The organism is Phyllobacterium sp. NPDC097923, assembly GCF_044760925.1.
GTDB classification, from domain to species: domain Bacteria; phylum Pseudomonadota; class Alphaproteobacteria; order Rhizobiales; family Rhizobiaceae; genus Phyllobacterium; species Phyllobacterium calauticae.
This window is the reverse complement of record NZ_JBIWBL010000001.1, coordinates 671248-691771: the sequence shown is the minus strand read 5'-3', so window position 1 is coordinate 691771 and position 20524 is coordinate 671248. Positions and strand designations below refer to the sequence as shown.

The window sequence follows — 20524 nt, the reverse complement described above, 5'->3', positions numbered from 1 at the left end:
GAACAACAAAGTTGTTGCAGGCAGCGATTACTCGGCCGCGGCGTGCTTTTCTTCGTTGGAAATCGCGTTGGCTTCATAGCCATGCGCTTCCTTGAGGGCAGCCCGCACGCCGGCTTCATACGCGGGATGAACACGTTTGAAGTGCGCAAGCTGGCGCTCGATGATGGCGCCGGGAACACCGCCCATTGCCGCAGCAATGTTGGAGAACAGGCGCGCGCGCTGACCGGCGTCGAACAGGTTGAACAGTGCCGTCACCTGACCGTAGTCATCGTTGCCGATGCGGTGGTTGTAGCGATCGGCATTGCCGGAAAGGGCCAGCGGCGGCTCTTTTGCCGACGGCTGCTCGACAGCACCCGAGAAGCTGTTGGGCTCGTAATAGGCATCGACATTGCCGGTCTTCTGGCCAAAGAAGTTCATCTGGCCATCCTTGTGGTAGTGATGGACCGGGCACTTCGGCTGGTTGACGGGCAGCGCTTCGTAGTGCGTGCCAAGGCGGTAGCGATGCGCATCCGCATAGGAGAACACACGTGCCTGCAGCATCTTGTCCGGCGAATGACCGATGCCGGGAACGACATTCGACGGCGAGAAGGCAGCCTGCTCGATCTCGGCGAAATAATTGTCGGCATTGCGGTTGAGTTCCATGACGCCGATTTCGATCGGCGGGAATTCAGCATGCGGCCAGACCTTGGTCAGATCGAACGGATTGTAGGAAGTCTTTTCCGCATCGCTTTCGCTCATGATCTGGACCTGAACGGTCCATTTCGGGAATTCGCCGCGTTCAATGCCGCCAAACAGCTCTTCCTGGTAGGTTTCGCGCGACTTGCCGATCAGGGTTTCAGCTTCCGCATTGGTGTAATGCTTGTGGCCCTGTTGGGTCTTGAAGTGGAATTTTACCCAGAAACGCTCGCCATTGTCATTCCAGAATGAATAGGTGTGCGAGCCGTAACCGTTCATGTACATCGGCGCGACCGGCAAGCCGCGATCCGACATCAGGATGGTGACCTGGTGCAAGCTTTCCGGCGACAGCGACCAGAAATCCCACATAGCGGTGGCCGAACGCATGTTGGTGCGTGGATGGCGCTTCTGCGTGTGAATGAAATCAGGGAACTTCAGCGGATCGCGCACGAAGAACACCGGCGTATTGTTGCCGACCAGATCCCAGTTGCCTTCGCTCGTGTAGAATTTGAGGGCGAAACCGCGCACGTCGCGCTCGGCATCGGCGGCGCCAAGTTCACCGGCAACCGTGGAAAAACGCAGCAGCAGCGGCGTTTCGGTGCCTGGCTGCAAAGCCTTGGCCTTGGTGTAGCGGGAGATATCGCCGGTGATCTTCAGCGTGCCGAATGCGCCCCAGCCCTTGGCGTGAACAACACGTTCCGGGATACGTTCACGGTTCTGGTGGGCAAGCTTTTCGAGCAGCTGATAGTCGTCCAGGAGAACAGGACCGCGTTCGCCCGCGGTCCTCGAATTCTGATTGTCTGATACCGGTGCACCGGCAGTTGTTGTCAACGTCGGACGGTCAGCCATTGGCTTCTCCTTGAATTTCGTTTTTGACACTATTTTCAGAATCGCACGGCGCGCGGGCTCTCTGCGATCTCAGGGGTGACCATAGAACTATTCCAATCATAGTTTCCAATTGAATTTAGAATTATTATTGATAGGATTTGGTTATCATGTTTTCCGTCCGACAGATGCGCTATTTCGATATCCTCGCCACCACTTTGCATTTCCGCAAGGCGGCAGAACTCGCGCGCATTTCGCAGCCGGCGCTTTCGGCGCAGATCGCGGAGATGGAGCAGCGGCTGGGAACACCCCTGTTTGAGCGGACGCGCCGCACGGTGGTTCTGACCGATATGGGCAAGCGGCTTTTGCCGCGGGTTCGCGGCATCCTGAACGGCATCCGATCGCTGGAAGAACTGGCATCGCAGCGGCGCGGCATTCTGCAGGGCCGCCTGCGGCTGGGGATCATCCCGACTATAGCGCCCTATCTCCTGCCCATTCTCATTCCGGAACTGCGCGAAGCCTATCCGGAGCTGACCATCGAGTTGCGCGAGGCGGTGACGTCAAAGCTGGTGGAGGATCTGCGGCTCGGCGATCTCGACGCGCTGATCGCCGCCTTGCCGATTGACAGCGATGGCATTGTCGCCAAACCGCTGTTCCGCGACCGGTTTCTGATTGCCACGTCGAGCAATGATACCGACATCCTCACCTCGCCGATGACCCAGGAGAGCGTGGCGCTGGAACGGCTGCTGTTGCTCGAGGAAGGCCACTGCCTGCGCGATCAGGCCCTGGCGGTGTGCACCAGCGTCAAGCAGCGGCAGCTGGTCAATTATGGCGCCACCAGCATGACTACCCTGCTGCAGATGGTCAGCCATGGCATGGGCCTGACGCTGATCCCGGAAATTGCCGTGCGCACGGAAGCCAGCCGAAACAATGTGCGCATCCTTGCCTTTGCCGATCCCGAACCCTCGCGGGAGATCGGCCTGATCTGGCGCCGGCAAAGCGAAAGGCGCGACGATTTCGATGCCCTTGCCGCTACGATTGTCGAGTGCGGCAGGCGATTGCTGATCTCAGCCGACGAGCTGGACGATCTGGCGGCTTAGTTCCTGACCGTTCCCCGCAATCCCTTCACCGCTTCTAAGCCGTTGCGGGTATCGCCAGATGCAGCGCGAGAATCACCCAGAGAATACCGTTCAAGAGATAGCCGATGGTGAAGATCGGCTGGCGCAGCCTCAAACGGTTCGACGTCACATGCACGACGGTGTGGGCGACGCGTGCAGCCACAAACAGCCAGGCAACAATGACGGCAAGAAACGATGAGCCATTGACCACATAAAGCGAAATGCAGACGGCGTAGAACAGGACGGGCAGCTCATAAAGATTGATCAGGTTGCGGATCGCCGTGACGCTGACCTCCGGCTCCTTCAGCGGCAGCTTGAAATCGCGGGGCGACGCCTGGCCGCTCTTGACCGCCTCCATCCGGCGAAGGAATACCAGGCCGTAGACGATATAGATCAACGCGGTCAGTGCGATCATCGGCCAGAAAATTGCGGTCTGCGACATGGGGTCCTCCAATGTTAGCGCATCTTACGTCTACGTTCATTTTTTCCGCAAGCTGTTAATTCAACCCGGGAATTCCGGACAAGCCAGCCGCGAGATGATCGACAAACGCCTTTACCTTGCGCGGCAGAAACTTTGCCGAGGCATAGACCACGTGCATATCCATAGGGGCGTAGCGGTAAGCGGGCAGCACGCGAACCAGCGTGCCGTCGTCGAGAAACGGCTGGACCAGCGGCACCTGCGCCCCGCCAATGCCCACACCCGCACACAAAGCCTGATTGAGCACAAAGGCGTTGTTGGCGAGAAAGCCCGATTTGACCGGCACGACAATCGGCCCCTCCGGGCCGATCAGCGGCACCGCCTCGCCCTGCGGCGACCAGATGAACCTGACATGCCGATGCTCTGACAGTTCCTCCGGCAGCTGGGGGCTGCCATGGCGCGCGAGATAATCCGGCGAAGCCACGAGAATGCGCTCGAACGTCGCCAGTTTCCGTGCCACCAGCCCCGAGGAGGCCAGCGCGCCGAAACGGATGGCAACGTCCACACCCTCGGCCACCAGATCGGCAAAGCGGTCATCGAGAATGAATTCGACAGTCAAATCCGGGTGCTGGCGCTGAAAATCGATCAGCACCGGCGTCAGGTGCATTTGGCCGAACCCGACAGGCGCATGCACGCGAAGGTTGCCTTGAACCGAAGCGGCAAGGCCAGCCACCGCCTCTTCCGCCTCGTCGACGCTCTGCAGGATATGCCGCGCCCGCTGATAATAGGCCTCGCCGCTGTCGGTCAGGGCCAGCTGACGTGTCGAGCGATGCAGAAGCCGCATGTTCAGATGACGCTCCAGCGCCGCCATCTGCTGGCTGACGGCCGGTTGCGTGAGCCCCAGTTCCCGCGCCGCCGCCGACAGCGAGCCAAGCTCCGCCACGCGTACGAACGTCTTCATTGCCGCAAAGCGATCCACGCATCACCTAAAATATTTTCTTATGAATGATATCACCATTGATAGACTACGCAAACCTATGCAAATGGATGATGCTGACGGCACCAACACATATGGAGCTGTTGAAATGACGCAGGACATGAAAAAGGCCGTGATTGTGGGTGCCAATGGCATCATCGGCGGCAACCTCATTGCATATCTCAAGGAATTGGGTGACTGGGAGATCGTCGGCCTGTCCCGGCGCGGCGGGATTGCGGATGGCAGGCTCAGCCACATCGCCGTCGATCTGCTCGATGCGGCGGATGCCAAGGCAAAGCTCGCGCACCTCACCGATGTCACCCACATCTTTTATGCGGCCTATCAGGACCGTCCGACCTGGGCCGAGCTGGTGCCGCCGAACCTTGCCATGCTGATCAACGTGGTCAATGCCATCGAACCCATCGCACCCGGCCTCCGGCACATCAGCCTCATGCAGGGATACAAGGTCTATGGTGCGCATCTCGGCCCGTTCAAGACACCGGCGCGCGAGAGCGATGCGAATCATATGCCGCCGGAATTCAACATCGATCAGCAGGATTTTCTCGAAGCCGCACAAAAGGGAAAACGCTGGACATGGTCCGCGCTGCGCCCGTCCGTCGTTATCGGATACGCGCTGGGCAACCCGATGAACCTTGCCTCGGTAATCGCCGTCTATGCCTCGATGTCCAAGGAACTTGGCATTCCCCTGCGCTTTCCCGGAAAGCCCGGAGCCTATGACAGCCTGCTTGAAATGACCGATGCCGGTCTGCTGGCGCGGGCGACGGTGTTCATCGCCACCAATCCGGCTAGCGGTAATCAGGCCTACAACATCAACAATGGCGATCTCTTCCGCTGGAGCGAGATGTGGCCGAAAATTGCCAGGTTTTTCGATCTGGAGGTTGCCCCGCCCCTGCCCATGTCCCTGAACGTGGTGATGGCCGACAAGGAACCGCTCTGGGATATGATGGTCCGCAAGCATGGTCTTGCCGACATCCCGTACAAGGATGTTTCCTCATGGGGTTTCGGCGATGCGGTGTTCGGCTGGAATTACGATTTCTTCGCCGACGGCAGCAAGTTGCGGCGCGCCGGCTTCCACGACCATATCGATACGGAAGAAATGTTCCTGAACGTCTTCCGGGATCTGCGGGCGCGGAAGGTTATTCCGTGAACTGCCCCCCTTGAGGGAGGTCAAGTCGCGAAAGGTTCACCCTTGCGGCGCGGACTATCGTAGTTCAGGAAAAACTCATCGAGCTGCGGCGGGGACACTTTTGTTCCCGCCAGCATCGCATGTGCCTGCCCGCGATGATGAATCTGGTGCACGAACAGATGGGACAGAACAAGCCGGATCGGCTCCTGTGAAACCTGCCCGTCATGCCATTCGATCATAACGATCCGGTCAAGATCCGGCGCACTCAGACTGTCGCAAAAGGCGATCAGATCGGCGTCGAACGCCTCCTGCGCTGCTCTGAGATCAGCCAGTTTTGGAAAGGGAATATCCCCGACAAGGCTGATGTTCTTGCGGCCGACGCCGGCCATGTCAGCCAGATAGATGTGATCGACAATGAGATTGTGATTCAACGTCATCTGCAGCGACGGGAAGAAACTGATCCGCTCCTGCGCAAATTCGGCATCCGTCAGCCCGGCACAGGCGCCGAGCAGCCGATGGTTCGACCAGGCGCTGTTGCGCGCCATGGCCGAAAAATGGTCGCGGAGGGTGTTGTCAGACATGGCCTCCGCGCCCCGATCAGTTGCCGCCGGGATAGTTCGGGCTTTCGCGCGTGATCGTCACGTCGTGGGTGTGACTTTCCCGCAGGCCCGCATTGGTGATGCGGACAAAGGTCGCCTTGTCGCGGAACTCTTCCAGGTTCTTGGCACCGACATAGCCCATCGATGCACGAAGACCGCCGGCAAGCTGGTGCAGTACGCCCGACACCGGCCCCTTGTAGGCCACCTGGCCTTCAATGCCTTCCGGCACAAGCTTGAGCTCGTCGCGGACTTCCGCCTGGAAGTAGCGATCAGCCGAACCGCGGGCCATGGCGCCGACCGAGCCCATGCCGCGATAGGCCTTGAAGGAACGGCCCTGGTAGAGATAGACCTCGCCGGGGCTTTCCTCGGTTCCGGCAAGGGCGGAACCTGCCATGGCGGCAGCGGCACCGGCCGCAAGCGCCTTGGCGAAATCGCCGGAATATTTGATGCCGCCATCGGCGATGACCGGAACACCGGCCTTGTGCGCGGCTTCCACGGCCGACATGATTGCTGAAAGCTGCGGCACACCGACACCGGCAACGATACGCGTGGTGCAGATGGAGCCCGGTCCGATACCGACCTTGACCGCATCGGCACCCGCATCGATCAGCGCCTGCGTGCCCGCAGCCGTTGCAACGTTACCAGCAATGATGCGCACGGCGTTCGACATCTTCTTGGCGCGGGTGACCGCATCCAGGACACGCTGCGAATGGCCGTGAGCGGTATCGATGACGAGCACGTCAACACCGGCGGCAATGAGCCGTTCGGCGCGCTCGAAACCGTCTTCGCCGACGCTGGATGCAGCGGCAACCCGCAGGCGTCCCTGTGCGTCCTTGGCCGCATTCGGGTTCAGCTGCGACTTTTCCATATCCTTGACGGTGATCAGACCGACACAGTGACCCTTGCTGTCCACCACCAGCAGCTTCTCGATGCGGTGCTGGTGCAGAAGGCGCTTAGCTTCCTCGTGCTGGACATTGTTTTCACGCACGGTGATGAGGTTTTCACGCGTCATCAGCTCGTAAATCTTCTGATTGGGATCGGACGCGAAGCGCACGTCGCGGTTGGTCAGAATGCCAACGAGACGGCCCGGCTTGCGGCTGCCCTCGCCGGCGTTCTCGACCACCGGAATGCCGGAAATGCCATGGGCGCGCATCAATGCCTGCGCATCGGCAAGCGTTGCGTCCGGGCCGATGGTGACCGGGTTGACGACCATGCCGGATTCGAACTTCTTGACCTGCCGGACCTCTTCGGCCTGCAGTTCCGGTGTGAGATTGCGATGGATGACGCCCATGCCACCAGCCTGAGCCATGGCAATGGCAAGGCGCGACTCGGTAACGGTGTCCATGGCAGCGGAGAGCAGCGGCAGGTTCAGTTCGATATCGGGAGCAATGCGGGTGCGAATGTCAGTCTGGCCGGGCATGACTTCGGAATGACCCGGCTGAAGCAGGACATCGTCAAATGTCAGTGCCAGCGCGCCCGTCGCGGATTCAACAATTTTTGCCATAACCAATTCCTTAAAATGCGACAAGCGCACCACGATGGCGGTGCGCCGAGTCAGTAATGTTCCGGTGAATTGGCACGGGCTGGTAACATGGATATGTCGGTTTGGAAAGGTGGAAACGTATTTATTCCCCAATCAGCAATACATGATCCCCCTCTAGGGGTGGATGGAAACCGGCCTTACTGCGCATAATATTGAAGTTCCTTGATGCGCGCCCGCACGGCGTCCACATTCAGCGCCTCGATATCCATGCTGGCAATGGAACCCCGGTCGGCGCGCCATGGGCCGTTATCGGCCTTGATCTGGGCCTCGCGCCACGCCACCCATTTGCGCTGCGCGTCGCGGATCTGCTTGGCTGATTCCGGATCGACCGATGCCAGCACCTTCTTGTAGACAGCATTCAGTTGCTTGTCATAGGCAAGGAACGCCTTGTGCGAGCAGTCGACCATTCCAGCGGTCGTCTGTCCTGCCGGGCTGTTGAGACATTCCGTTGCCGCCTTGTCGATCGGATCGACCTTTTCCTCGGATGAAGCGGCGACCGCCGACGACACCGCCCCGAGCGACAGCGAGACACAAAGCATGGCAAAGAATCGTTTCATGACGTCCTCCTTGGTGGCAAAATGCCCTGTGCATCTTGGCAGCAAAAGGGTGAATTGTTGAGACTGGCCCATCGCTTTCCCCCATGTTAGGACCATACGACCCCTTGGACGGTTGAACGCAGGAGATGTGGTGCGCCCGATTTACCGAAAAGTTTCCTTCCTGCGCCGGTCGCGTGCCATGTGGGGCAACACCCGGGTCTGGCGACCGCGCCTGGTGTTCTGGGCGGGAGCGATTGCCATTGGTGTGATCAGTGTCCTCTTCGCCAAGCTGGCGGATCTTGCCCAGGAAACGTTTCATGGCGTGATCGGAACCAGCGGCTGGACGACATTCCTGCCCTTGATCATCACGCCGCTCGGCTTCATCTTCTGCGCCTATATGGCCTACAGTTTCTTCCCCAATGCCCAGGGCAGCGGCATTCCGCAGGCCATCGCGGCCCGCCATCTCAACGATCACGAGGATCGCGTCAGGCTGCTTTCCCTGCGCATGGTTTTCGGCAAAATCCTTTTGACCGTTGTCGGCCTGTTTTCCGGTGCCTCCATCGGCCGCGAAGGCCCAACGGTCCAGGTCGGCGCGTCGCTGATGCTGCAGGTGGCGCGCTGGGGCGGCATGGCGCAGGCGCGCGGGCTCATCCTTGCAGGCTCCGCCGCCGGTATTGCCGCGGCGTTCAATACGCCGCTCGCCGGCATCGTCTTTGCCATCGAGGAAATGGGCCGCTCCTATGAGGCACGCACCAACGGCCTTGTTCTGACCGCCGTCATCCTCTCCGGCCTCGCGGCCATCGGACTTGTCGGCAACTACACCTATTTCGGTGCATCCGTTGCCGTTGCAACCAGCTTTTCCGATTGGCTTCTGGTGATCATGTGCGGTGTTGGCGGCGGTGCGTTCGGTGCCTTTTTCAGTGCCGGTGCCGTCAAGGCATTGCGCAGGATCAAGCGCTGGACGACACCCGATCCGTTTCGCCGTACCCTGCTGCTCGCCGCTGTGTGCGGTTTCGCCGTGGCGCTGATCGGGGTTGCTTCAGGCGGTACAACCTTCGGCACGGGCTACGAACAGGCGCGCAGTGCCGTGGAAGGCCATGCCCTGCCGTGGTATTTCTTTCTGGAGAAACTGCTCGCCAGTTTCCTTTCCATGGTTTCCGGCATTCCCGGCGGCATTTTTGCGCCCTCGCTGTCCATCGGCGCGAGCTTCGGCAGTACAATCGGTCTGCTCACCGGCAGCAATATCGGCCTCGCCGCCGTGCTCGGCATGGCCGGCTATTTCGCCGGGGTGGTGCAGGCACCGATGACGGCTTTTGTCATCATTCTGGAAATGACCGGCAGCCATGACAGCGTCATTGCCCTGATGTGCACGTCCATGCTCGGTTACGGCACGGCACGCATCATCTCGCACGAACCGCTCTACCACGCATTGTCACGGGTGTTCATTGCGGATGCGATCCGGCGCAAGCGCGCCGAAGCCGCATCGGCAACGCCCGCACAGGGTCAGACGTCGAACTGATAGGTCACCGGTACGAAACGGTAGCCGCTTCCCTGCCGGTCGAGATAACCAGCCGACGGGAACGGCATGTGATAACCGATGAACGGCACGCGGTCGGTGGCGATCATGTCGAGCACCCGTTTGCGCGTCTCGATGCCCTTGGCCCGGTCCGTATCGAAAGCCACCTCCCATTCCGGATGCTGCAGGGCTGCGACGTAGTGATTGGCGGTATCGGCGGTCAGCACCAGACGCTTGCCCGCGGATTCCACGTGGAAAATCATGTGGCCGGGCGTATGGCCGTAAGCCGCTTCGCTGGTAATCCCTGACACAACCGCATCACCCGCCTTGATGAAGGTGGTCTTTTCCGCCAGCGGTTTCACCTTGGCCGCAACACCCTTGGCACCCGCTTCCGCCGGCGTGCCCGCCCGGGCCGGATCGGTCCAGAAATCATATTCGATCTGCCCCGCGATATAGCGCGCATTGGCAAAGGCAGGCTTCTCGCCGTTCATCAGGCCGCCGATGTGGTCACCATGCATATGGGTGATGACGACGACGCTCACCTGATCGGGCGTGTAACCCGCCGCTTTCATATTGGCTTCCAGCTGGCCGAAACCGTTGTCGCGTCCTGCAGCGCCAAAACCCGTGTCGAACAGGATCAGTTCAGCACCGGTATTGATCAACACCGGGGCAAAACCATTGACGAACTTCGTTTCGGGCAGAAAGTTGGCGCGCATCAGTTCTGCCACCTTCTCCTGCGACTGATCGGCACCGAAGGTGGGAAACGGGCCGTCGGAGAGGCGCAGACCATCGAGAAGCGTGGTGACCTCAAATTCACCCAGCTTGAAGCGCTTGAAGCCCGGCGACTTCACCGGCGAAAGCGGAACCGCTGCGGCGGCAGCATCCGGCATGACCTGCGATATGGCGAGCCCACCGGCTATGGCGCTTGACGCAAGAAACAGGTCGCGGCGGGAAATCTCGTATGACGTCATGAATTCATCTCCTTCTGGCAGTCTTGGGGTCTGCGGTTGAGATCGTGCACAGGCAACGTCATGGCTGCCGGGCCGTTCCCTTTTGCATAGCGGAAAATCGTATTGTGCTGGATCACATCTGATTGATCGGTGCTTGAGCACCCGCCACACTGGTGCTATCGCAGCGCCAGCAAGGGTTGCTTTTCATTGTGAGTCCCGCGACGGACCCCGATTGCTGACGAAGCTCTTTATTGAGAACTGGAATTCATTGTGAATCGCATTGTTCCGCTCGTGCTCGCTGTCGCCCTGTTCATGGAACAGATGGACTCGACCGTCATATCGACATCCCTGCCCGCGATTGCCGCCGACATCGGTACGAGCCCCATCGCGCTGAAACTCGCGCTGACCGCCTATCTCGTCTCGCTCGCCGTGTTCATCCCGGTCAGCGGCTGGATGGCCGACCGGTTCGGCGCAAAAAATGTGTTCCGCGCGGCCATCGTCGTGTTCGTGCTTGGGTCGATCGCCTGCGCAGCCTCCAACTCGCTGCTGGCCTTCGTGGTCTCCCGCTTCGTGCAGGGTGTCGGCGGTGCCATGATGACGCCGGTTGGACGGCTGGTGCTGGTGCGCTCGACGCCGCGCAGCGAGCTTGTCGGCGCCATGGCCTGGTTGACCGTGCCCGCATTGGTCGGGCCGCTGGTCGGGCCGCCCATCGGCGGGTTTCTCACCACCTATTTCACCTGGCACTGGATTTTCCTGATCAACGTGCCGATCGGCCTGCTTGGCATCTGGTTCGCAACACGTTACCTGCCGGATGTGGAAACGCTGATCCAGCGCAAGCTCGATGTGCCCGGCTTCTTCCTCAGCGGTATTGCCGCATCCGGCGTGGTGTTCGGACTTTCCGTGGTCAGCCTGCCGGCGCTCCCCGCATGGGTCGGGTTCTCGACGCTCGGCGTCGGCATCGTTTCGACGGTGCTCTACCTCATCCATGCCAAGCGCACGCCGGAACCGCTGCTAGCGCTCGACCTGTTCAAGAACCAGGTGTTCCGTGCCTCGATTTTTGGCGGCAGTCTTTTCCGCATCGGCGTCGGTGCGACACCGTTCCTGCTGCCGCTGATGTTCCAGATCGGCTTCGGCATGACACCGTTCCAGTCCGGCCTCATGACCTTCATATCGGCTGCCGGTGCCATCGGCATGAAATTCGTGACCAAATGGTTCTTCCGCAAGACGGGCTTCCGCAATGCGCTGATGTATGGATCGCTGATTGCCGCAAGCTTCATTGCCATGAATGGTTTCTTCACGCCGGCAACACCGACTGCGCTCATTCTTGGCCTGCTTCTGGTCAGCGGCTTCTTCCGTTCACTGTTCTTTACCGGGGCCAATGCACTTGCCTATGCGGAAGTGCCGAATGAACAGACCAGCCTTGCAACACCGATCGCATCGGTCGCCCAGCAGATATCCATTGCCCTGGGCGTTGCGGTTGCCGGCGGCATTCTGGAAGTGTCCACCAATCTGCATGGCGGGCCGCTGCAGCTCTCGGATTTCCACACGGCATTCTTCCTGGTGGCCGCCATATCCTCGCTGGCGTTCTTCTCGTTCATGCCGATGAAGCCGGATGCGGGCGCCGAAGTATCCGGGCATTACCCGGATGCGAAGCCAGCGCCTGCCGAATAGACCGTCGTTTAAGACCGGCCCTTGAAATCACGGGCGAGCAGGTAAAGCTCCACCGACTCGGCGCGCGAGGCCGGCGGCTTGACGTGATGCACGGATTTGAAGTGCTGCTTGAGCAGGGTCAGCACTTCGTTTTCCGTGCCGCCCTGGAAGGTCTTGGTCAGGAAGTGACCACCCGGCCGCAGCACGGAAACCGCAAAGTCCGCCGCCACTTCGCACAGATGCGTCGTGCGGATATGGTCGGTGCGGCGGTGCCCCGTGGTGGGAGCGGCCATATCCGACAACACGATATCCGGCTGGCCGCCCAGCGCTTCGATCAGTTTGTCCGGCGCGGCATCGTCGAGGAAATCCATCTCGAGCAGCGTTACGCCCGGCAAGGGATCGATGTGCAGATAATCGATGCCGACAACCGTCGGCGCGTCCTCTGGAGAGCCGACAATCCCCGCAGCAATCTGGCTCCAGCCACCGGGGGCGGCGCCCAGATCGATGATGCGCTGACCCTTTTTCAAGATCTTGTAGCGGTCATCGATCTCGATCAGCTTGTAAGCGGCGCGCGACCGATAGCCGTCGGCCTTTGACCGCTGCACATAGGGATCGTTGATATGACGTTCCAGCCAGCGGCGCGACGATTCCTTGATCGTGCCCGCCTTCTTCTTGATCTTGGTATGCAGGCCGCGCGTACCCGTACCGCCGCGCCCGCCTGTTGTTGTCTTAGCCATTGGGAATGTACGCCCCTCTTTTACGCGACATTGGCGCGAAACCACCGATTGCGCCACGCGCCATCGCGCGACATGAGTTCAGTCAAAATACCTTCGCGCAGGCCGCGATCAGCCACACGCAGCTTCTGGCTGGGCCAGACATTGCGGATTGCATCCAGAATGGCGCAACCGGCAAGAACAAGATCCGCCCGGTCGGCACCGATGCAGGGATTGGCAACCCGTTCGTCAAAACTCCACGACAGGAGCCTGCTCGTCATCTCGGTCACGTCGTCGTTCTGCATCCAGATACCATCGATGCGGCGCCGGTCATAGCGGTCGAGACCAAGATGAATGCCGGCAAGCGTCGTCACCGTGCCTGATGTGCCGAGCAGGTGAAAATTCTGGCTGTTGACGAGATCGCCGAGCTTGTGCCGCTCGGAGAAATCATTGAGGAGTTCCGCCACATGATTGACCATGACGGCGAAATTGTCGGTCGTCACATCGCGGCCGCCAAAACGCTCCGCCAGCGTGACGACGCCAACAGGCAGCGATGTCCAGGCAATGATATGCTCGGCCAGACGCGGCGAACGGCGCTCCGACAGGTCGATCAGGGCAATCTCGGAGGAACCGCCGCCAATATCGAACAGCACAACCGCATCGGTTTCGCGCTCGACCAGCGTGCCGCAGCCGGAAACAGCAAGGCGGGCCTCGGTCTGGCGGTTGATGATCTCCAGATCAAGGCCGGTCTCGTGTTTGACCTGATGCAGGAATTCCGCACCGTTTTCCGCCTGGCGGCAGGCCTCGGTGGCGATGAGGCGGGCGCGCCGCACATCGTGGTTTTCCAGCTTGTCGCGGCAAATCTTCAGCGCCTCGATGGCTCGGCTCATGGCATTCGGGCTCAGGCGCCCGGTTGCACCGAGCCCCTCGCCCAGACGGACAATGCGCGAAAACGCATCGATGACACGGAACTGGCCCGGCCGCGTCGGCGTTGCCACCAGCAGGCGGCAGTTGTTCGTGCCCAGATCCAGCGCTGCATAGAGCGGAGCACCGGCATATCTGGGTTCGCGCCGCGGGTTGTCAGGTTCGGATGGCTTGGCCGGACTGTTCTGTTCCACAGTCGCCGCGACAACGGTTTCCTGCTGTTTTGCGCCGGAACGCCCCCGGCGCCTGTGGCGGTTGGGGCGGCGCTTTTTGCCGGTTTTGACCGGCGCTGCGGCATCGGCTTCTCCCGCCGGATGCGCAGGTGCGGCGGAGGCAACAGGGTTTTGCGCCGAAACAGCGCCATGTTTCGACTTGCCGCGCCGACGGCGGCGTGCCCGTTTCTTGGGGTTTTTCTCGAAGCGTCCTTCCTGGGAATCGGACCGGCTCTCCTGCGGTTGACGCGCAGAATCCCCTTGTGGTCCGGGTCCGTTCTTGGCGGGACCTGGGATGCCATTCGACACCGTATGACCGCCAGACGCCCCTTCATTCGACGCTTTGCGGGCGCCCGATTCGGGGTCTTTCAAAATCTCATCCTTCGGGCGCCGCGCGAACCTCTGGAGGACGCAGGCAAGGCGCTTGTTCATTAACGTTGAAGCCAATGTAACATCATTTGCCGAATATAAAAGTGCCTGAGGCAAATTAGGCGGCCAGGACAGCATGTTGAGAGGTGGAACCGGGCATTTCCATGCACCCGATATCGGCGGCAATGAGCCCCAGCCCGATGCGGGCCTGCAGGCCGCCTTGCGGCCGCATAATTCTGCAAGGGCCTGCCCCGTGGGGCAGGCCCTTCGCTTGTCGTCAGCCGAACTTCACCAGATTAAGGACGGCAAGCGGGCCGCCGGGGAACCCCGCCATCTTCTCGCCTGTCGCCAGGCTGCCCAGATCGAGCGGGAAAAAGCCAAGCTTTTCAAACAGAGCGCCGACCTTCGCCTTGGCCTCCGCATCGTCGCCGGAATAGAACAGCACGCGCTGGCCGCCTTCGGCCTTGGGGTCGCCCGCAAGCAAGGCTGCGGGCAGATGGTTGAGCGCCTTCACCAGTTTTGCGCCCGGCACGAGATCGCCGACGACCTCACTCGGCAGGCGCCCCTTGAGATCAACGGGCTTGAAGGACGGGGCTTCGATGGCATTGTTGGCGTTGATGACGATGCGGCCGTTCCAGGCGGGCAGACCGGCCAAAGCCTGCGGCAGTTTCGACCAGTTGACGGCAATCACGACAATATCCGCGCTTGCCGCCTGCTCCACGGTGCCGGCCTTGATGGACGGCCCGAGTTCACCAACCAGTTCCTTCAACGAGTCCGGTCCGCGGCTGTTGGAAATGGTTGCTTCGATGCCGGCCCGGGCCAATACCCGCGCAAAAGCCGTGCCGATCAGCCCGGCTCCGATAATACCAATGCTCATGATCTTGTTCCTTTTTGCGAATGCATGAAATTGCATGACCTGAGAATGGGCCATCCATTCATTGACGAAAAGCAGGTAATGGCTTTAAATATTTTCAATCATCAGTTGAAGGTATGGATATGGAGACCCTGGCAAATCTGGAGTCGTTCGTGCGCAGCGCCGAAACCGGAGGTTTCTCGGCAGCGGCGCGGCGCCTGTCACTGACGCCTGCGGCGGTCAGCCGGAACGTGGCCATGCTTGAACGCAATCTTGGCGTGCGGCTGTTTCATCGCAGCACGCGAAATCTGGCCCTGACGGAGGAAGGCGAGCGCTTCCTGCAGGCGGTTCGCACAAATCTCGAGGATCTGCAGGCGGCGATTGCCAATGTTGCGGCGCATCGCGACGAACCCGCCGGTGTGCTCAAGGTCAGCATGAGCCCGACGCTCGGCATCGGGTTTGTCATGCCGCTGCTTCCAGCCTTTCTCGAGCGCTTTCCGTTGATCCGGCCGGAATGGCATTTCGAGAACCGGCAGGTCGACCTGATCGCGGAAGGTTTCGATGCGGCCATCGGCGGCGGCTTCGAACTTCTGCCCGGTGTCGTGTCCCGATCGCTTGCAACCCTTCATCTCATCGCTGTGGCGTCCCCGGCCTACATGCGGGGCCGCGCATTTCCAGCGGATCCGGCCGGGCTGGCGACGATGGACGGGATTGTGCTGCGCCAGCAGCGCACCGGGCGCATTCCGGTGCGCATGATGCGCAACAGCGCTGGCATGGAAATGCCGGCACATATCCGGGACAGGATTGTGGTCAACGACCCCGCGGCCATGCGTCAGGGGGCTCTGCTCGGCCTGGGCGTGACCATCCTCTCAGCTCCCGTTGCCCTGCCGCACCTGGAAAATGGCGAGCTCGTGCGCCTCTTGCCGGACTGGTATGCCGACGCCGGGGCCGTATCGATCTATTATGCCAGCCGCAGGCTGCTGCCCGCAAAAACGCGGGTATTCGTTGATTTTATCGCCGAGGCGTTCCGGCAAGGAAAGCTGACGAAAAGCTTTGCGGGCGTTCTGGGATAGAAAGAACTCTCTTGAGAACGGCGCCACCGGCGAGCGGCGCCGCGCCCTGCTTCAGATCAGATCAACCGGTTGCATTCAACCATGTGCTTTTGACGCCGTATTTTACCGTCGCTGTCTGCAATGTCGCGCCGCGTCTTGCTCTTGACCGACGGGATCGGCTTGGCTGGTTTGACACTGGCAACCGGTGCTTGGGTGACCGGCATCCTCATGCCTTTCAGAAAGCTCAACACTCGTAATAACATCATGATTTTTCCTCCAACGGAAATGCCATAGGGCCGCTGTGGACCGATGATCCAGCGGTTGGATGTGCAGCATTTTGGCAAGTGGACGCACCCTATCACCGTTCCGCCACCAGAGATACAGGGCCGCAAATAAACCGCAAATCATGACGATTGTTTTGCTATCGCCTTTTGGATATCCTCGTTTCAGATTTGGCTCTTCGCAGCGTCAGAGGTTCTCGACCCGCCAATCTCGTTCCAAAATGACGACGGTTTTTTGAACGTTGCATGACGACTGATCTCCGGCACCCGCCGGGATGAGAACACAGCAGGCCAGCTTCCGCTGCTTGCCACTTCCAAAGGAGGATTGGCATGTTCACGCGCACAACACATTCCATCGTCCACTTCGACGCACCATTCGTGTTGAAGGGTGTGGACAAGCCATTGCCCGCCGGTGATTACGACGTGGATCAGGATGAAGAACTCATTGACGGGTTGTCCCGCCCCGCGCATCGCCGCGTGGCCACCTACATCCATGTTCCGGCCCGGTCGTCGAAGCTTGGCACCCGGCAGGTTTTCCCGATCGACCATTTCGATCTGGAAGCTGCGCTTCTCGAGGATCAGTCCCGGCCCGGCTAATCACTTCCCGCCCCGATCCCTACCCGAAACCTGAAGGAGAACCACCATGGCTAAAGGTCAACAACGCAGCAACCGCGAAGTACGCAAACCAAAGAAGGACAAGGTCGAGGTAAAGACCGCTGTTCCGTTTGCAAGTTCGATCGGCAAACAGACGGAAGTCGCCAGCAAGGGCAAGCCCAAAAGCTAAGGGCATGCCCGGCACGCCAGCACCCGATTGTTCAGGTGCGGCGCCATCCCGATGATGGCGCCGCACCACACATGGATACCCCTGTCCCTGCGGTCGCTCCCCCTTCTTCCAGCAATGCAACCCGAAACACGCGTCAAGAGTAAAATTAGAACAAAACAGGAACAAATTTCTTTTCACGTGGACCGGATTGTGCCATTCTGGATTGCGAAGGAGAATCCAATGAATGCGATATTGAAACAGCCGGACGACGAAATTGACGAGGCATTGGCTTATCATCAGGGTGATGTCCGGGCGACAATAGCGGCACTTCTGGCCGAGCGTGAGTTCCTGTTGCGGGAGATTGAATATGCCTCCCTGGCCATGTCCTATGGCTTTGCGCGGGGCTGGACGCCGGGACAGAATCGGAATGCACGATAGACTTGTGAACCGCCGCGTGCGATGATTGTGGCTCAAAAATGCGAGACACGATGAAACACAGTCCAAAACAATTGCCTGAAGTTGGTGTCCGCCCGAAGCGGGTTCTCAGTCCTTCGGAACAGAAAAGCCTGGCCACAACCGCAGCTGCATCCGCCATTATCAATGACGAGACCGCAAAGTGGGAAAGCAAGACCGCGCGCCTGAAGGCATTGCGTCTGGCCAAGGAAGCGGAAGAAGAAGCTGAGAACGCCTTGAAGCCAGCCAAGAAGCCGGCAAGGGCCAAGGCGAAGGTGACGCTCGCCACCAAGGGCAAATAGCGCCCCATACTTATCATGCCCGACTTTGACGAGGCCTTGCGGCCGCGTGCGAACCCGTTTATCCGCATCGGGAAATGCTTGCGCTTTATTAAATGATCGCTGGTATTGGCGAAATATTGTTCAATAAAAACATCAGAATCATTAGTCGAATTCCGCTAAGTTTTTATAATTAAATTATTTTTTCTGGCGCAGCATTGACGGAATGTCTCACAGTCACTATGTATGACCCATCGGTATTTGGTAGTTTGTTATTAGTTTTATTGCGCCAAAGCGCTCTCAACGATCCTTCTTCAAAAATCGAGCTAAAACTATCGTGCAGTCGCATGGTAGGTGACCAAAACATATTCCTTGAAAGGGTTCATTATGAGCACTGGAACAGTAAAGTGGTTTAATTCCACAAAAGGATTCGGCTTCATTCAGCCAGACGATGGTTCGGCAGACGTGTTCGTTCACATCTCCGCAGTTGAGCGCGCTGGTATGCGCAGCCTCAATGATGGTCAGAAGATCAGCTTCGAGCTGGTTCGTGACAACAAGTCCGGCAAGATGACTGCTGACCAGCTTCAGGCTGGCTAAAAATAATTCCTCTTCGCGTCTTTGACCACGGATGTACTGGCACTGACAGCAGAGATGAATTTGAGAAGGTCGGGTTTACCCGGCCTTTTATTTTGCCTTGAATTCAGGCGCGCACTCCAAAAAACCAAGACATTTCAGCGCATTCCCCAAGAAAACTCTGGAAAGAATTTCCGCGGCATCCCAGAGTGCGAGTCACTCTTGCGCCGGCATCGGAAATGGCTGGCATATCTCGCGTTGTTTGAAGGAGCGTTCCGCTTATGAAAGTTCTCGTCCTTGGAAGTGGCGTCGTCGGCGTCACGTCAGCCTGGTATCTCGCCCAGGCGGGCCACGAGGTGGTGGTGGTCGACCGGCAGCCCGGTCCGGCTCTGGAGACGAGTTTTGCCAATGCCGGTGAAATCTCGCCCGGCTATTCCTCGCCATGGGCGGGTCCCGGCGTTCCCCTCAAAGCCATCAAATGGATGCTAATGCATTTCGGTCCGCTCGTCGTGCGGCCGAAATTCGACCCCTATATGGCGCTGTGGCTGGTGCGGATGCTGCGCAACTGCACGTCGGCGCGCTACGCCCGCAACAAGATCCGCATGGTCCCCATCGCTGAGTACAGCCGCGACTCGCTGCGTGATTTGCGTTCGGAAACCGGAATTGCCTATGACGAGCGCAGCCAGGGCACCCTGCAGCTCTTCCGCAAGCAGAGCCAGTATGACGGCACGGGCGGCGATATCGAGGTGCTCAAGCAGTTCGGCGTGCCCTATGAACTCCTTGATCCCGCAGGCTGCATCGCCGCCGAGCCGGCCCTTGCCAATGTGCGGGAGAAATTCGTCGGCGGTCTGCGTCTTCCCGGCGACGAAACCGGCGATTGCAAGATCTTCACGGAGAAGCTGGCGGCCCTTGCAGCCGAGAAGGGTGTGACCTTCCGCTACAACACCACTGTTACCTCGATCAACACCAGCGGCAATCGCATTGCCAGCGTGTCGACGGAGACGGAAGAACTGACGGCGGATGCCTATGTGGTTGCGTTCGGCAGTTACTCACCATTTCTGCTGCGCCGCATCGGCGTACCGGTGCCGGTCTACCCCATCAAGGGCTATTCCATCACCGTCCCCATCGCCGATGCCAGTTGCGCGCCGGAATCCACCGTGATGGACGAAACCTACAAGGTGGCAATCACCCGGCTCGGCGACCGCATCCGCGTCGGCGGCACCGCGGAAATCTCCGGTTACGACCTGACCTTGCGCGATGCGCGCAAAGCCACATTGCAGCATTCGGTCGGCGATCTCTTCCCCGGCGGCGGCGATCTGTCGAAGGCAACCTTCTGGACCGGCCTGCGCCCGATGACTCCGGACGGCCCGCCCATTATCGGTGGCGGCACCAGATACCAGAACCTCTACCTCAACACCGGCCACGGCACCCTTGGCTGGACCATGTCGTGCGGTTCCGGCCGGGTACTGGCTGACATTGTTTCCGGCAAAACGCCGGATGTCGACGCATCGGAACTCGGCATCGGCCGCTACGCCTGAGCTTTGTGAAGCAGGTGCCTTCCGCCCCGTGCGTGCTGCCCGCGGGCGGAGGGCAACCAATCCACGACACCATCCATGCGCCAGCTAAGCCATTTAAAACATTACAAATTGTTTAGGTTGACGTTCAGTTTTGGTTCATCTCGCCCCTCGTAAAACAGCATGGTGTTTGATCATGAACCCTGCAATGAACGAGGAACCAACATGAAAAAGATCGCCCTGGCAGCCCTTGCCATTTCCCTGATTGCAACACCTGCAGCCTTTGCGCAGCAGCAGCAAGGCTATGGCCATCAGCAGCAGGACCGGATGGTCAAGAAGCGGGTCGTCAACGAACGCACCGTCGTGAAGAAGACGCGCTGGGTGCGCGGCCACAAGCTGCCCAGCAACTACCGCCGCAACGTGGTGCGCGACTATCATCGCTATCACCTGAAGACACCGCCGCGCGGTTATCATTGGGTGCGCGTCAACAATGACTACGTCATGGTCAGCATTGCATCCGGCATCATCGCATCGATGATCCAGGGCCGGTAACGATCCCGGTCAAACCAGAGCGGCGCTTCGGCGC

Annotated in this window: 23 protein-coding genes; 12 read left to right on the top strand and 11 right to left on the bottom strand. The window is 59.7% G+C overall.

What is annotated here, in order from left to right:
* Positions 1 to 27: 27 nt before the first annotated feature.
* A complete protein-coding gene (gene katA / locus ACIQWS_RS03480) occupies positions 28 to 1524 on the bottom strand; it encodes a catalase KatA (protein WP_403170232.1) in 1497 nt (498 codons plus the stop codon).
* 146 nt (positions 1525 to 1670) lie between these two features.
* Between katA and ACIQWS_RS03475 the strand changes: the two genes are divergently transcribed.
* A complete protein-coding gene (locus ACIQWS_RS03475) occupies positions 1671 to 2600 on the top strand; it encodes a LysR substrate-binding domain-containing protein (protein ID WP_403170229.1) in 930 nt (309 codons plus the stop codon).
* A gap of 34 nt (positions 2601 to 2634) precedes the next feature.
* Here the strand turns inward: ACIQWS_RS03475 and ACIQWS_RS03470 are convergent, their stop codons facing one another.
* Together ACIQWS_RS03470 and ACIQWS_RS03465 are read right to left on the bottom strand one after the other, a co-directional pair.
* Entirely contained in the window at positions 2635 to 3060 is a 426-nt protein-coding gene (locus tag ACIQWS_RS03470) for an MAPEG family protein (protein WP_403170227.1), read from the bottom strand.
* 55 nt (positions 3061 to 3115) lie between these two features.
* Complete coding sequence (locus tag ACIQWS_RS03465) at positions 3116 to 3997, bottom strand: LysR family transcriptional regulator (RefSeq protein WP_403170224.1); 882 nt, start codon at positions 3995 to 3997, stop codon at positions 3116 to 3118.
* Positions 3998 to 4121: 124 nt separating this feature from the next.
* On the opposite strand from ACIQWS_RS03465, the gene ACIQWS_RS03460 reads away from it, so the two are divergent.
* Positions 4122 to 5180 (top strand): SDR family oxidoreductase, encoded by a 1059-nt coding sequence (locus tag ACIQWS_RS03460; RefSeq protein ID WP_403170221.1) that lies wholly within the window; start codon positions 4122 to 4124, stop codon positions 5178 to 5180.
* Between the two features lie 20 nt (positions 5181 to 5200).
* Here the strand turns inward: ACIQWS_RS03460 and ACIQWS_RS03455 are convergent, their stop codons facing one another.
* The 3 genes from ACIQWS_RS03455 to ACIQWS_RS03445 all read right to left on the bottom strand — a co-directional run bounded on the left by ACIQWS_RS03455 (position 5201) and on the right by ACIQWS_RS03445 (position 7858).
* Complete coding sequence (locus tag ACIQWS_RS03455; protein ID WP_403170216.1) at positions 5201 to 5740, bottom strand: DinB family protein; 540 nt, start codon at positions 5738 to 5740, stop codon at positions 5201 to 5203.
* A gap of 16 nt (positions 5741 to 5756) precedes the next feature.
* A complete protein-coding gene (gene guaB, locus ACIQWS_RS03450) occupies positions 5757 to 7262 on the bottom strand; it encodes an IMP dehydrogenase (RefSeq protein WP_223611621.1) in 1506 nt (501 codons plus the stop codon).
* A 176-nt stretch (positions 7263 to 7438) separates the two neighbouring features.
* Positions 7439 to 7858: a lysozyme inhibitor LprI family protein gene (locus tag ACIQWS_RS03445; protein ID WP_403170213.1), complete on the bottom strand. Its 420-nt coding sequence runs from the start codon at positions 7856 to 7858 to the stop codon at positions 7439 to 7441.
* A gap of 178 nt (positions 7859 to 8036) precedes the next feature.
* Between ACIQWS_RS03445 and ACIQWS_RS03440 the strand changes: the two genes are divergently transcribed.
* Positions 8037 to 9356, top strand: a complete 1320-nt coding sequence (locus ACIQWS_RS03440; protein WP_403177436.1) for a chloride channel protein — start codon at positions 8037 to 8039, stop codon at positions 9354 to 9356.
* On the opposite strand, the gene ACIQWS_RS03435 is transcribed toward ACIQWS_RS03440, so the two are convergent.
* Positions 9341 to 10324: an MBL fold metallo-hydrolase gene (locus ACIQWS_RS03435; RefSeq protein WP_403170210.1), complete on the bottom strand. Its 984-nt coding sequence runs from the start codon at positions 10322 to 10324 to the stop codon at positions 9341 to 9343. The genes ACIQWS_RS03440 and ACIQWS_RS03435 overlap by 16 nt on opposite strands.
* A gap of 249 nt (positions 10325 to 10573) precedes the next feature.
* Between ACIQWS_RS03435 and ACIQWS_RS03430 the strand changes: the two genes are divergently transcribed.
* Positions 10574 to 11974 (top strand): MFS transporter, encoded by a 1401-nt coding sequence (locus ACIQWS_RS03430; RefSeq protein ID WP_346307322.1) that lies wholly within the window; start codon positions 10574 to 10576, stop codon positions 11972 to 11974.
* An 8-nt stretch (positions 11975 to 11982) separates the two neighbouring features.
* Here the strand turns inward: ACIQWS_RS03430 and ACIQWS_RS03425 are convergent, their stop codons facing one another.
* The 3 genes from ACIQWS_RS03425 to ACIQWS_RS03415 form a co-directional block, all read right to left on the bottom strand.
* On the bottom strand, positions 11983 to 12690 hold the full coding sequence (locus tag ACIQWS_RS03425) for an RlmE family RNA methyltransferase (protein WP_346307323.1): 708 nt from the start codon (positions 12688 to 12690) through the stop codon (positions 11983 to 11985).
* 20 nt (positions 12691 to 12710) lie between these two features.
* The gene (locus tag ACIQWS_RS03420) at positions 12711 to 14174 is read right to left on the bottom strand and encodes a Ppx/GppA phosphatase family protein (protein WP_223611625.1); all 1464 of its coding nucleotides are present in this window, start codon (positions 14172 to 14174) and stop codon (positions 12711 to 12713) included.
* 274 nt (positions 14175 to 14448) lie between these two features.
* Positions 14449 to 15048 (bottom strand): NADPH-dependent F420 reductase, encoded by a 600-nt coding sequence (locus ACIQWS_RS03415; protein ID WP_403170201.1) that lies wholly within the window; start codon positions 15046 to 15048, stop codon positions 14449 to 14451.
* A gap of 119 nt (positions 15049 to 15167) precedes the next feature.
* Between ACIQWS_RS03415 and ACIQWS_RS03410 the strand changes: the two genes are divergently transcribed.
* Entirely contained in the window at positions 15168 to 16097 is a 930-nt protein-coding gene (locus ACIQWS_RS03410) for a LysR family transcriptional regulator (protein WP_403170198.1), read from the top strand.
* Between the two features lie 56 nt (positions 16098 to 16153).
* Here the strand turns inward: ACIQWS_RS03410 and ACIQWS_RS03405 are convergent, their stop codons facing one another.
* On the bottom strand, positions 16154 to 16342 hold the full coding sequence (locus ACIQWS_RS03405) for a hypothetical protein (protein WP_346307326.1): 189 nt from the start codon (positions 16340 to 16342) through the stop codon (positions 16154 to 16156).
* Positions 16343 to 16687: 345 nt separating this feature from the next.
* Between ACIQWS_RS03405 and ACIQWS_RS03400 the strand changes: the two genes are divergently transcribed.
* From ACIQWS_RS03400 to ACIQWS_RS03370, 7 genes are all read left to right on the top strand, one after another.
* Positions 16688 to 16954, top strand: coding sequence for a hypothetical protein (locus ACIQWS_RS03400; protein WP_271082529.1), 267 nt, complete (start codon positions 16688 to 16690; stop codon positions 16952 to 16954).
* 46 nt (positions 16955 to 17000) lie between these two features.
* The gene (locus ACIQWS_RS03395) at positions 17001 to 17141 is read left to right on the top strand and encodes a hypothetical protein (protein ID WP_171974043.1); all 141 of its coding nucleotides are present in this window, start codon (positions 17001 to 17003) and stop codon (positions 17139 to 17141) included.
* A 219-nt stretch (positions 17142 to 17360) separates the two neighbouring features.
* Positions 17361 to 17558, top strand: coding sequence for a hypothetical protein (locus tag ACIQWS_RS03390; protein WP_346307327.1), 198 nt, complete (start codon positions 17361 to 17363; stop codon positions 17556 to 17558).
* A gap of 50 nt (positions 17559 to 17608) precedes the next feature.
* On the top strand, positions 17609 to 17875 hold the full coding sequence (locus tag ACIQWS_RS03385; protein WP_223611629.1) for a hypothetical protein: 267 nt from the start codon (positions 17609 to 17611) through the stop codon (positions 17873 to 17875).
* A gap of 363 nt (positions 17876 to 18238) precedes the next feature.
* The gene (locus ACIQWS_RS03380; protein ID WP_091881096.1) at positions 18239 to 18448 is read left to right on the top strand and encodes a cold-shock protein; all 210 of its coding nucleotides are present in this window, start codon (positions 18239 to 18241) and stop codon (positions 18446 to 18448) included.
* Positions 18449 to 18705: 257 nt separating this feature from the next.
* Positions 18706 to 19962, top strand: coding sequence for a D-amino acid dehydrogenase (locus tag ACIQWS_RS03375; RefSeq protein WP_403170189.1), 1257 nt, complete (start codon positions 18706 to 18708; stop codon positions 19960 to 19962).
* A gap of 201 nt (positions 19963 to 20163) precedes the next feature.
* Positions 20164 to 20490 (top strand): RcnB family protein, encoded by a 327-nt coding sequence (locus ACIQWS_RS03370; protein WP_288194877.1) that lies wholly within the window; start codon positions 20164 to 20166, stop codon positions 20488 to 20490.
* Positions 20491 to 20524: the final 34 nt, after the last annotated feature.